This window comes from Aliterella atlantica CENA595 (genome assembly GCF_000952155.1).
Lineage (GTDB): Bacteria > Cyanobacteriota > Cyanobacteriia > Cyanobacteriales > Chroococcidiopsidaceae > Aliterella > Aliterella atlantica.
Genome location: NZ_JYON01000040.1, coordinates 1 through 12,629 on the forward strand (window position 1 = coordinate 1; position 12,629 = coordinate 12,629).

The 12,629-nt window shown below is 43.6% G+C and carries 10 protein-coding genes, 1 pseudogene and 1 riboswitch; of the genes and pseudogenes, 5 read left to right on the forward strand and 6 right to left on the reverse strand.

The annotated features are described in order from the left end of the window. Positions 1-188 (forward strand): annotated as a pseudogene (locus UH38_RS26950) (tetratricopeptide repeat protein); the annotation flags it as partial. A gap of 125 nt (positions 189-313) precedes the next feature. Here the strand turns inward: UH38_RS26950 and UH38_RS23235 are convergent. Together UH38_RS23235 and UH38_RS23240 are read right to left on the reverse strand one after the other, a co-directional pair. After that, entirely contained in the window at positions 314-1,156 is an 843-nt protein-coding gene (locus tag UH38_RS23235) for a CPBP family intramembrane glutamic endopeptidase (protein ID WP_045057091.1), read from the reverse strand. A gap of 122 nt (positions 1,157-1,278) precedes the next feature. Further along, positions 1,279-1,953, reverse strand: coding sequence for a cation diffusion facilitator family transporter (locus UH38_RS23240; protein ID WP_045057092.1), 675 nt, complete (start codon positions 1,951-1,953; stop codon positions 1,279-1,281). Positions 1,954-1,963: 10 nt separating this feature from the next. Here UH38_RS23240 and UH38_RS23245 point away from each other — a divergent pair, with 10 nt between their 5' ends. Then, positions 1,964-2,287: a YnfA family protein gene (locus UH38_RS23245; protein WP_045057093.1), complete on the forward strand. Its 324-nt coding sequence runs from the start codon at positions 1,964-1,966 to the stop codon at positions 2,285-2,287. A gap of 150 nt (positions 2,288-2,437) precedes the next feature. On the opposite strand, the gene UH38_RS23250 is transcribed toward UH38_RS23245, so the two are convergent. Continuing rightward, positions 2,438-3,379 carry a vitamin K epoxide reductase family protein gene (locus UH38_RS23250; RefSeq protein WP_045057094.1) on the reverse strand — a complete coding sequence of 314 codons (942 nt, stop codon included), beginning with the start codon at positions 3,377-3,379 and terminating at the stop codon, positions 2,438-2,440. A gap of 70 nt (positions 3,380-3,449) precedes the next feature. Continuing rightward, positions 3,450-5,435, reverse strand: coding sequence for a heavy metal translocating P-type ATPase (locus tag UH38_RS23255; protein ID WP_045057095.1), 1,986 nt, complete (start codon positions 5,433-5,435; stop codon positions 3,450-3,452). A 231-nt stretch (positions 5,436-5,666) separates the two neighbouring features. On the opposite strand from UH38_RS23255, the gene UH38_RS23260 reads away from it, so the two are divergent. Both UH38_RS23260 and UH38_RS23265 read left to right on the forward strand, forming a co-directional pair. Beyond that, positions 5,667-6,074: an ArsR/SmtB family transcription factor gene (locus UH38_RS23260; RefSeq protein ID WP_045057096.1), complete on the forward strand. Its 408-nt coding sequence runs from the start codon at positions 5,667-5,669 to the stop codon at positions 6,072-6,074. Positions 6,075-6,382: 308 nt separating this feature from the next. Further along, positions 6,383-7,027: a hypothetical protein gene (locus tag UH38_RS23265; protein ID WP_045057097.1), complete on the forward strand. Its 645-nt coding sequence runs from the start codon at positions 6,383-6,385 to the stop codon at positions 7,025-7,027. Between the two features lie 105 nt (positions 7,028-7,132). Here UH38_RS23265 and UH38_RS23270 read toward each other — a convergent pair whose 3' ends face one another. Next, entirely contained in the window at positions 7,133-7,816 is a 684-nt protein-coding gene (locus tag UH38_RS23270) for a HupE/UreJ family protein (RefSeq protein ID WP_082065507.1), read from the reverse strand. A gap of 17 nt (positions 7,817-7,833) precedes the next feature. Further along, a riboswitch (cobalamin riboswitch) is annotated at positions 7,834-7,983 on the reverse strand. 126 nt (positions 7,984-8,109) lie between these two features. Between UH38_RS23270 and UH38_RS23275 the strand changes: the two genes are divergently transcribed. Then, positions 8,110-9,423 carry an Nramp family divalent metal transporter gene (locus UH38_RS23275; RefSeq protein WP_045057098.1) on the forward strand — a complete coding sequence of 438 codons (1,314 nt, stop codon included), beginning with the start codon at positions 8,110-8,112 and terminating at the stop codon, positions 9,421-9,423. 113 nt (positions 9,424-9,536) lie between these two features. Here the strand turns inward: UH38_RS23275 and UH38_RS23280 are convergent, their stop codons facing one another. Beyond that, positions 9,537-12,497: a Tn3 family transposase gene (locus UH38_RS23280; RefSeq protein WP_045057099.1), complete on the reverse strand. Its 2,961-nt coding sequence runs from the start codon at positions 12,495-12,497 to the stop codon at positions 9,537-9,539. Between the last annotated feature and the right edge of the window lie 132 nt (positions 12,498-12,629).

Sequence of the window (12,629 nt, forward strand, 5' to 3'; positions counted from 1 at the left end):
ATCAAGCCCTACGCCTCCAACCCGATTTAGCGGAAGCCTATGGTAATCGAGGACTTCTCTATGCCGAGACAGGAAACAAGCAGGCAGCTTTATCCGACTTGCACCAAGCAGCCCAACTCTTTGCCAAACAGGGCGAACAAGAGAGCTATCAGCAAACGCTCGGCTTTATTCAACAGATTCAACAGTAGTAAATAAAGTTGAAGCTACAATGCCAAGGTCAATATGAGCAAGCTAGCAACGAGCGGTCAGTCAGTGACTAGACAGTTATCAGTGAGAGCAGCTTTAGTACAGCAGCGAAAAAAGCGAAATAGTTTTAACCTCGCTGTGGAAACTTAGGAATTTGCCACACACTCAAAGCAATGAGGATAAGAAACAGCAGACCCATCCCTCCCGCTAAGGGATTGCTGTTAATCCCCGTTACCCAATCGGGAACTTGACCAGAGTAGCGCACTAAATTCCCCACATTAATGATGTAGTAGCCCCAGACAAAGCCAGCGTGTAATCCAATCGGGAAGCCTAAACGACCTTGATGTATAAGCCTACCCCATCCCAACGTTAAACCTAGCAGCAACAACCCTGGAAAGCTGGGCAAAGTCCGCCAGATTTCAGCCAAAGGTTTGACGAAATGCACCCCAGCATAAAGAGTGCTACTGACCCACAGAGAAACTTTGTTGCCATAATCCCACTGCAACTCATCGACTAACCAGCCTCGAAATAACAACTCCTCTGCTAATCCCACACCTAGAGCGATAATCAATCCTTCCAGGACAATATTGGCTAAGAATTTAGTAGGCATTTGCCAAGTCAACCAGCCTAGCCACCCCTCGAAGAGAAATAAGCAAAAAAGACTAAATAGACCAAGAGATACGCTCTTTAATAGCTCCAGCCAATTTTTTCGGGTTTTTACTAGACCGTGACTTTTGAGCGGGTGGGATTGTTGGTGGACTTTTTGCCCCCAAAGTCGCAAGAGAAAGATAAACTCACCGTACAATGCCAGCATCGTCACAATACTCACTATGTTACTGTCACCCCAAATTCCATAGATGGGAGCAGCTATAGGCAGCCATAGAAAGAGTAAAGTAAGTACAAAAATACTCAGCCGTGCAGGAGCAGGATAACGAGCCAGACGCTCAAGGTTTAGGTGAGATATTGGCATTAAAGTTCGCACTAAAAATAAATTGCAATTTATGACTGGAAAAATTACACGGCAGGCTGCTATTGCATGAAACCTGTTGAATGAATTAGTAGAGTAATTGCCTCTTTAGGCTTAGGAGTGCGCTAACCAAGAATGTCCTCTTGAAGTTGGTGAGTTGATGCATTCCTCAAAACGTGCCAACCATCTCTAAGTAGTGAGATAGCACTTATGCCAATGAGCAAAGCAACCAGTAAGCTAGCCGCCGCATCTGCCCAGAGCCAATTAAAGAAGTAAACGGCTAAGGCGGCAACAATTACGTTGATGGAACTGGTAGCATCGGCAACTCCATGTAAAAGAACTCCTCGAAAATTTAAGTCATGATGGCTATGTGGGTGCAATAATTGGATACTCAAGCCGTTAATAACTAAGCTCAGTCCTGCTACAAGCAATACAGGTAAGCTCGATATAGGTTCTGGGGCTTGCAGGTGCTTCACCGCTTCCCAGGCAATCAAAAGAGCGATCGCGCCTAAACTGGCTCCATTGAATAATGCTACCCAAGCTTCAAGCCGTTTGTATTTCCAAGCAGTCTGGTCTTGCGAGTGACGCTGAACTAACCAGGCGGATATCAGGGTCAATCCTAGCGTCAGCAGGTCTGAGAACAGGTGTCCTGCTCCTGCTAAAAGAGATAAGCTGTGGCTCCAGATTCCGATTCCCACCTCAAATAGAAAAAAAATAATTCGCAACCCCAAGATCATCCAAAGAAGTTGGATCTTTTTTGTATCCTGTGAATAGGATTTTAAGTTATTGGCTTTAAGCATTAAACTGAATATGCAAACGTTTTTTTTCTTCTTAATTGCCGCTCTGGGAGAAATCTCTGGGTGCTACGCTTTTTGGGCGTGGTTGAGACTTGACAAAAGCATATTTTGGATTATTCCTGGTGTTTTAGCCCTGATTATCTTTGCTTTTGCTCTTACTAAAGTAGATGCCTCAAATGCTGGCAGGATATACGCTGCCTATGGTGGGTTTTATATCCTCTCATCCCTGTTTTGGTTGTGGCTAGCTGAAGGTGTCAAGCCGGATAAGTGGGACTTGCTTGGCGTTACATTTTCTCTAGTAGGAACAATCACAATCTTGTTCAGCCCACATCGCTAACTACTGTCTGCGTCTGTTATTAGCGATGTGGGACAAAAAACTAAATATATTAGTTGAATGACAGGTTTTAGCGTACCCTACTTATTTCCACTACAGCCCTGTCAGTCTTAGCTCGACATTGCAAACAGAACACAGCATAGGTCTTATCTCCTAAAGACTAGGCGATAGAACTATAGAATTGCGAAAGTTACGCGAACCTTGGTAGCCGGACATAGCAGCTAGTTCCTCCAATGATTGCGTACCAGAAACAGATTTACCTTTGATTTTCCAAGTAGGGAAACCCTCTATCTTAGCAGCTTCGCAAAGTTCGGGTTTAGGTTTTTTACCTCTAGGGTCGCACTCTATATAGTCAATCTTCTGGAATGCCTCTTGACCAAAAAGCTGTTTTTGCTCGTGGCAATGAGGACACCAAAAAGCTCCATACATTTTGGCTCCCACCTGTTTGAGATGGTCGGCTAGAGCGATTTCGGCTGCACCTGAAGTTGTGGTAATTGGCAAGCCAGACTCTCCAGGAGTAGAGCGGTCAACAAGGGCGGGGTTGTTGACGGCAGCATAAATACCTGTTGTGCCAACCAGTACCAGCATTCCAACTACGATTCCCGTGAAAAAGAGTTGTCCAATGTCTTGCCACTCTCGACCAATTAGCGCCAGGGTTAATAGACTGGCTGATAAAAGAGCCGAGCCTATGCAGTAAATACAAACTGCTTGAATTTTGAAAGCCAGCAAATACATCAAGTAACCGCTAAAAACCGTCATGGCAGCTCCCCCCGCGAACAGCAATAACCCTGTCGCGTTCTCCAAATTAGAGCGCAATTGCTCTTGCTTTGAAGAATTGACAAGTAGGGGAGCGAGGGCAAAAACAATCATGCTGGCATAAGCGAGGAAGCCAAATAGGGCAAGGGGTAAACCAAAGACAGTGGCGTAGGGGCTAGAAAGTACGAGGTCGCAGCCGTTGGTCGGACAGGCAGTAGAATCTCCGGTTAGCTTAACGATAGTTAGATAACCAGTAATAGCAGCACCCACACTGGCAATTCCTGCCATTAAGGAACGCGACCAGCGATGTATCCAGGGTATAGAGCGTTTGCGTTTCATAAAAACTTCACTATCCTTGATTGAATAAGTAAATAAATGATTATTCAGTAATCCAGAACGCTTTAGCCTGCTATTTCAGCACTCTAGTAGCGTTAAAAATAGCAGCCAAAGCAACGCCTACATCGGCGAACACAGCTTCCCACATGGTTGCCAGTCCAAAAGTACCTAGAGCAATGAAGATGCCTTTAACAACTAGGGCGAAGATGATATTTTGCCAAACAATCGAGTGAGTTTTTCTAGCAACTTGGATCGCTTCTGCCACCTTAGAAGGGGCATCGGTCATGATTACCACATCAGCCGTTTCGATCGCCGCATCCGACCCCAATCCACCCATTGCTATCCCCACGTCAGCCCTAGCAATTACTGGGGCATCATTGATCCCATCTCCGACAAAGGCGACTTTACCCTTCTGCCCTACTTCCCAAAGCAATTGCTCAATGGCAGTAACTTTGTCTTCTGGTAATAGTTCCGCTTGATAGGAATCCACTCCCAAGGTTTTGGCAACTCGTTTAGCAACGGCTTTGGCATCTCCAGTCAACATCACGACATTTTTAACTCCCAATGCTTTGAGAGACTTAATCGCCAAGGCAGCATCCGGCTTTGGCTCATCCGATATGGCGATGTATCCGGCATAAGTCCCCTCCACTGCTAGGTGAACTACTGTCCCTTCCACATTGCAGGTATCGTGAGCGATGTTTTCTCGGTGCATCAAGCGATCGTTTCCTGCCAGCACCACTCGATTTTCTATCTTTGCCTGGATGCCGTGAGCCGCTATCTCGGTGTAGTCAGAAATGGTGGATTCATCAATCGGTTTTCCATAAGCTTCTCGGATAGATTTAGCGATCGGGTGGTTAGAATTTAATTCTGCTGCCGCCGCCAGCTTTAGCAATTCTGCCTGAGCGAACCCGTTGCGAGATACTGTTTGGGTTACTTTGAATACACCTTTGGTAAGAGTGCCTGTCTTGTCAAAGGCAATAGCTTTAACTCCTGCTAGGCTATCTAGAAAAGTGGAGCCTTTAACAAGGATGCCTCGCTTTGCCGCCCCGCCAATGCCACCAAAGTACCCTAGAGGAATACTAATCACTAGCCCACAGGGGCAGGAAATAACTAGCAGCACTAATGCTCGATACACCCATTGGGCATGGGTAGCTCCTGTAATAAATAGCGGTGGCAGTAACGCTACTGCTAGAGACAGAACCACAACAACTGGAGTATAGCGTTGGGCAAATTTGGTAATAAATTTCTGAGTCTGGGACTTCTTGCTGCTGGCGTTCTGCACCAAGTCTAGAATCCGAGCGATTGATGATTCTCCAAACAGTTTCATGACCTCAATAGTCAGCACCCCAGATTGGTTGATTGTTCCTGCTAGCACTGTTTCGCCAACGCCAACGGTGCGGGGAACGGATTCTCCTGTTAGAGCAGAAGTATCAACCTGAGAGTTACCATCAAGAATTTCTCCATCTAAAGGAATCTTCTCACCAGGCTTGACTAAAATTGTGTCACCCACTTTAACTACTTCTGGGGAAACCGTTTGAATGCCATTATCAGTCTTGAGGTTGGCAGAGTCTGGGCGGATTTCTAACAGCGAGGAAATGGAACGTTTGGAGCGACTAACTGCTGTTTCCTGGAACAATTCGCCGATCTTGAAAAATAGCATCACTCCTACTGCTTCTGGGAGTTGGTGAATGGCGATCGCTCCAAGGGTGGCGATCGTCATCAGGAAGTTCTCGTCAAATACTCTACCTCGTAGGATGTTGCGTCCAGCACTGGTCAAAACACTCCAGCCGCTTAATAGGTAAGCTGGAATGAAAACTAAATACTCTCCAACGCTAAAGGGTGTATTGTGCAAGGGTTCTTCAAAGATTGAACCTAGAATAAATAGAGCGATGACCGTTCCTACTACAACACCTTCCCGCTCCAGGCTGAACTCGTCATCCCCGTGATTGTGTTCGTGTTCATCGCGTCCGTGCTGATGAGCATGACTGGTATGACGATTGTGGCTCGACTCCTGATCGGAACCACAACAGCCTGAGCGAGTTGATTGTTGCTTTGTCATCTTGTCTCCTGAATCCAGATTCACATTTGCAGAGTTGAAAGAGATATCAGAATTTTAATACATTCTTACAAATATATGAACAATTATTCAGGTATTTAGAATGATTCTCATTTCAGCATTTATAATGTTTCTACGTTGATAGAATGATTCTCATTTCAGTGTTTATACTAAAGATTAGGTAGAAATCCTTGAGAAGCTCAAATTTATTTAGCTAATAGCGCTAAAACTCCTGTGAATAAGCCAGACCAGCAAGAATTGCGACTGACCCAAAGTTATGACGAGCGAACTTGCGAAACTCATTGTCCAGTTCACTTAAGTAATCTCCTTCAACTTCAGCCTAAATTGCTGTCAATGGTTAAAGCCCAGCAGATGGCAGAATTGTTTGGGGTGCTAGCAGACCCAAATCGGCTGCGACTGCTGTCAGCGCTAGTTGTTGCTGGGGAGATGTGCGTCTGCGATTTGGCGGCTGGATTGAAGATGAGCGAATCAGCCGTCTCTCATCAATTAAGACTATTGCGAACTATGCGTTTAGTCAGCTACCGCAAAGAAGGACGCAACGTTTATTATGGCTTGGCTGATAGTCACATTGTTAATTTGTATCACTCTGTAGCAGAACACTTAGACGAACCAGAAGTCTAATAATATTTCAGTTGTCACTCTGATTTTGAACAAGTTGCAATTGCACCTGACGGCGTTTTGGTAAATATCGTATAAAAAATTACGTACTTGACTAATTTTGCCGGAAATAATAGCAGCTAGGTGATATCCTATGGTTGCTAGAATGCCCACACTGCCTGCTTTGTAGTCAAGCGTGTAAATTTTTGCGTGGATGCTACTCGAACACCGTAATCAAGCTATTTGGCTGCTTTTATGAAGTTTGACAACCCGTCATTTTGAGGCAAGCAGTTACTTTCTATAAGATATATAAGCGTTTTCAATAAAAATTCATGACTTGCCGATTAAGTCTAAATCAAACATTCGGCTGGACTGTGTTTCTACTCTTACTTGGCAGCCCTGCCGTAGCCCACAACATTCAGAGAGCGGGGAACATAGCTGGCGTTTGGCACGTTGAGCCGAACCACAATCCCAAAGCTGGAGAACCTTCTACAGCCTGGGTTGCTCTGACCCGTAGGGGAGGACAAACCTTGTCAATAGAGCAAGCTAAGTGTCAAATGGCTGTTTACTCGCAACCGCGTAAAGCGGGCAGCTTACCTGTGCTACAGCCCACTGTTAAAGCTGTTAGTAATCAAGAGTATCAGAGTATCCCTAGTACAGATATTGTTTTTCCCACTGCTGGACTTTATCAACTAGAGTTAAGCTGTGCGCCCAAAACTCAAGGTAATTTCCAGCCATTTCTTTTGAAGTATGATGTCGCCGTAGCACCCGGTACAACTGCCTTAACCCCTCGTGCTACGGCATCTCCAGCGCCTAAAAACTTAGCTCAGTCACAGCAAACCCCCATTAGTTCGGCAGCTAACCAGCAGCTTAATCAGTCAAATCAATCCCTCTCGACGTGGATTATCTTGGCGATCGCTACATTTACTGTTTTGGTGCTGGGAATATTAGTGCAGCGACAGAGCATGAAACGCTAATTTTTCTCTTCGGGTAGTGCCTCCGTGACAACTTTTTATACTTGGAGCAACCACCCCCTAAAACACCTCAACATGGTTTTCGCTCGTTTACATCAGGAGTCAGTATTAGCTAATGAGAGATTTGGTCAGGAAAACAATACCAGTTGAGCAGATAACCAAGCCTGCCAATCTCATCACTCCTGAGACCTGACTCGCAAATTTCTGGCTGACAACTTCACAAATCAGTAAAGCAGCGATGGCAACTCCATACTGAATTAAGCTGAAACCTACTAGATAAGCAACCAGAGGCGACATCTGTGCGCCCACAATTGACTGGCCGTAAGCATAACCATGAAATAAACCTGCAATCGCCCCTAACCCTGCTATGACAATTCCATTAGTTGTTCTTGCTACCACAAGCATTGCACCAATGGCAATCACCGAAGCAGAGATGACGATTTCAGCCCCAGGTAAATCTAATCCCAGTAGGTGAATTCCTGTACCTGACATTGCTGCTAGAACAAATGCTGCTGGGATGCGAAATTTATTAGGCTGTCTAGCACAGAGTAATCCGATGGCAACGACAAAGACAAAGTGGTCAATCCCAATAATTGGATGGGCTAGCCCAGACATAAACCCTTCAAAGAAATTTGCTGGCAGCTTGCCACTTAGAGCATGATGGGCTGCGGCTGGACTAGCAGCACTCAAAAGACCGATGCAGGTTGGGATGACAATTCTTACGGAACGCTTTGCGAGTGCAACGATTGATAGTTTCCTGGCAATGGAAGCAAAAAGCGTGGACTTTGACACTGTGTACCTCGCACATTAAAGTTTTCAAGCCATCGGCGGGCATCCTGACTCAGCGACTACTTGTAGTAATCTCATCACAGTTGCGGGACAGCATTGGGTTTACACCAAATTTTCCCCCTTACCTCTAGTGGCTGACCCCCACTAGAACCGATTTAGTATTCAACTTTACCGCTTTTCATGTAACTACCACGCTTTTGAGTGTGCTTGTAATTACGCTTGTGCCTAGAAATTAATATTCTTGCTGGCTTGCGAGTATTATGAAAAGATTATGAGAACAGCAACCAGCAAAATGAATGGCTATCCCAGAAAATCGTCCCAGTCTGCCTGAAGTTCACCGCAGCATTAAAATTCCTGAAAGTAGCGGTTTTTGGCGCAAAATGCTGGCTTATGCCGGACCAGGCTATCTTGTTTCAGTCGGCTACATGGACCCTGGTAACTGGGCAACAGACATTGCTGGCGGGTCTAGGTTTGGTTACACGCTGCTCTCGGTCATTTTGCTTTCAAACCTGATGGCTATCTTGTTGCAATCGTTGTGCGTGCGCTTGGGTGTAGCAACAGGAAGAGATTTAGCACAAGCTTGTCGAGATTATTTTAGTCCCCGAATCAACTTTTGTTTGTGGGTACTATGTGAAATTGCGATCGCTGCTTGCGACTTAGCCGAACTATTAGGAAGTGCGATCGCCTTACAACTTTTGTTTGGGATTCCCCTAGTGTGGGGAGTGTGCATCACGGCGCTAGACGTACTTGTGTTGTTATTCTTGCAAGGTAAAGGCTTTCGTTACGTGGAAGCCTTGGTAATTATGCTAGTAGCAACGGTAGGCATCTGCTTCGCTGCGGAAATTCTTTTCTCTAAACCTGATGTGGGAGGGATTTTACTTGGGTATATACCTAAGCGAGAGATTTTACAGGACTCAGAAATGCTTTATATATCTATCGGCATTTTAGGAGCAACGGTAATGCCCCACAACTTATATTTACATTCCTCAATTGTACAAACCCGCGATTGGCAACCAACCACCGAGAAACGATGGGAAGCAATCAAGTTCGGTACTATTGATTCCACCGTAGCTTTATCGTTAGCACTATTTATTAATTCAGCCATTTTGATCGTGTCTGCCGCAACGTTTCATTTCTCTGGTTATCAGGAGGTGGCAGAAATTCAAGATGCTTACAAATTACTTTCTCCCCTATTAGGGGTTAGCACCGCTAGTGCTATCTTCGGTCTTGCATTACTCGCTTCTGGTCAAAGTTCAACGCTGACTGCAACGCTAGCTGGGCAGATTGTGATGGAAGGTTTTTTGCAACTGCGGCTACCGCCCTGGTTACGCCGTCTAGCTACTAGGCTAATTGCGCTCGTTCCTGCCTTGATTGCGATTATTTTCTTTGGTGAACAGAGTACGGGGAGCCTGCTTGTTTTAAGTCAAGTAGTTTTGAGCTTACAGTTGTCTTTTGCAGTGATTCCATTGGTGATGTTTACAAGCAATCGTCACTGGATGGGAGATTTTGTAAATCCCTTTTGGCTAAAAACTCTAGCTTGGTTAGTTGCCACGATCATCGTCGGCTTAAATGTTTGGCTACTGTTACAAACTTTTCTGGGCTGGCTGTAAATCTCAAGCAACAGATATAGGGGTACAGCCGGGATACGTGTAAAATAGGACACGTTGTAAAGTTATATTAAGTTAGTCTTTGAAACGCTTATTCTGACTACTTTATAAATTCATCAAGTCAAAACTAGAGCCTCCGAATCATCCAATATATTTGGTACAGTCTCCATATCAATCAGATAATCGCCGAAACGCTTGATATGATTTGTCATGTAGGGACTTAGCGCCGCCACATCCTCACGAGTAATTAAAAATCCAGCTTTTTGCAAATCTCGCAAAATATCAGTTAAATCCACAACATTGTGGAAGACAACAGCATTAGCAATTAAGTCATTATATTTAATAATCTTCTCCTGCTCCACAGGGTCATTATTAGCAATAATGCTAGAACCACCGAAGAAAAACCACTTGGAGAAGCCGTTATAAGATTCAACTATATTTGTGGCAGCAGTAATCTGTTGTCGCAATCTTAGGTCGGAAATATATTGCAACAAAAATATCGTTCTGATTACCCGCCCCAATTCCTGAAATGCTTGATAAAGCCTATTCTTACGACTATAGTTACCTAGTTTTCGTAACAACACCGCACTAGAAACTTTACCCGTTTTAATTGAAAGTACAACCTGTAAAATATCTTGCCAATGAGATTGAATCTTGTCCCAATCAATCGCTCCAGAGAACAAAGAATCAATGTGCTGATAAACTGTATTCTTGTCAGGACGATAGAAGTTGATATCTTTCCAATTACGAATTCGGGGCATTAACTTAATCCCCAACATATAGGACAATGCAAACACGGGTGTTGATTGCCCTTGAGTATCTGCGTGGATTGTATCGGGTTGAATATCTGAGCGGTTTTTCAATAAACCCTCAATAATATAAACTGCCTCCCAAGTCCCGCAGGCAATAAAATGACTGAATAACGCCACATAAGTATCGGAAACGTGGTGATAAGCAATCCCACCGTAACCACCATAGCGGATGTGATACTCAGACAGCAGATTTTCTTCGTAAAGTTCGTATTTAGTCCCATCAGCCGCTGCCGTCGTACCATCACCCCAAATACCGGGCAGCTTCAAGACATTATAACGATTAATAATATCTACAAGTGCTGCATTTAGCTTATCTACAGCCACATGACGACGATTAACAAAGGACAGTTCTTTCGCAGTCACCATCCCTCGCATATGCTTTGCCGCTTGAGTTGGTCCCAGATTACAACCATAAGTGAAACTGGTCAAAAGGTAACGTTCCGTCGCACGTTCAATTTTAGGATCGCTCCCACTCATTGGTCCAAAATGACGGGTAAAATTAGTCCAATAATCGACATTTCGGAGCATATCAATCAAATTACGTTCGGGAAACCTTGTTTCCACCGCCTCAAGTAGAATAGCTACCGATGGACTTAAATCGCGACGTGGATACTTCTTTAATACAGGCTCTCCCGAATCATCAATCACAAGCTGGCGATTATCTGGGTAGCCAGCATCCACCGCCGTAGCCGTTTCAGTCAACAGCGACTGTAGTTGGGCAATAAAATCAGTTGGGTTATTTGCAAACCCTAAATCTGTACAATATTGGTCGATTAGTGGTAGATATTCTGACTCTTTAAGTAATTGTTCCCGGTAGTCAGCATAACTTTCGCTACCAATAACACAGATATCTCCAGACCTTAATTCTGTCATTAGATAAGAAAAAACACAGATTTCTAAGTGGCGACGAACAACTTTGGTTTCTTTTTCGTGCTGAATCAATATAAGTTTCCGCCATTGGGGAGAAGCAAAATCTAAGTTAATCGAAACCTTTAAGAATTCACCTCGCTTATTTTGATTTTCTTTAATAAGGTTTAACGCCTCAATTACGCTCTGTTCGCTAGTAGTAGATTCAAATTGTAATTGACCGATTAACCGGAAAAACGTACTACGGTGACTCTTAAAAAATTGCCATAATAGGGGCAGATAATTATTTCCCTTGTAAGCATTCATCTTCTCACATTCAGTTAATAGTTGTTCGGCTCCTCCTTCTGGAATCAATACCTTCTCTACCTGCTGGACTACTTCATTTTCTGCTGGTTTAGCAATAAATATCTGAAGGACATCTATAAATACTCCAACTACTTTATCTACAGTCTCTTGATATTTTTGCTGAATCAGTTCTAGTTCTCTTTTGGCATTGTTATGAATTGACTTAATTTTCTTAAGAAACATCTCAACTAAGTTATCTCGTGCCGTAACTTGAGCCGAGTAAATTAAGCATAGGAGCAGCGTAATTCGTTTGGGCAGATTAAACTCTTTAATTTCACTTGCATCTAATACTCTTGCTTCTGCTGCAAAATGCTGAATTTTAGTTATTGTAATATCGACAAGAAGTGGTTTAATATCTCCTAAAGAGTCAAGCCAGACTAGATGTACAATTAGATCGTTAAGATGATTGCGAGTCGGGCGTTTAGGAAGTTGCTTGAGATTATTATAGAGGCTTCTATATTCTACCGGATGATTATCTAATAAGTTGAGCAGGCGTTGTTGATAGTCATTACTGAGCCGCTCTTGTAGCGATTGAAAAAGCTTTTGATTGACTAGATGCCTAACTCTGCGGACTAATCTGTTTAATGTATTGAATCCTGGTAATTCATAGCGTTGTTTAATAAGTTCGGCAATTGCTACATTCATTAAATCCGCAGGATTATCCATGACCTGTGCAGACTCATGGATAGATTTCGCCGCTAAATGCAATCCTAGTTGATTGAAAGGAGTAACTTGAAGATATTCACGAATAGCGGTTCGATGACGATATATTGTTTTATAGTTGTCATAACCAGCAACAATTTCATCTGGAAATTTTAAACAGCTACGGATGTGATTAACTATGGGGTTAGGTAGGTCAGAAAATTTAGGAAAATATCCAAGTCTCTGGAAGGCTTTCAATGCTAAGAGCAGGTTGAAGATATTGCTTTTTCCTTTGGTATTGCTGTAAGAAAAAGCAATTTCAGAGCGCGTGGGCGTGTAAATTTCTGTGAGTTCTTTACTGGTAAAATGGCGTTTAAACCTGGGGTAAGCGGTGCGTTCTACAGATGTCACTGAAAATTTAAAAGATTGAATTATAAAAGCTGTGTGTATTGTCAAAGTACATGACAATCACGTTTTTACAGTTAAACTTTTCAAAACATTACCAAAAAGAACTATTTATGGGTAACTTCTGTACAGTAAATA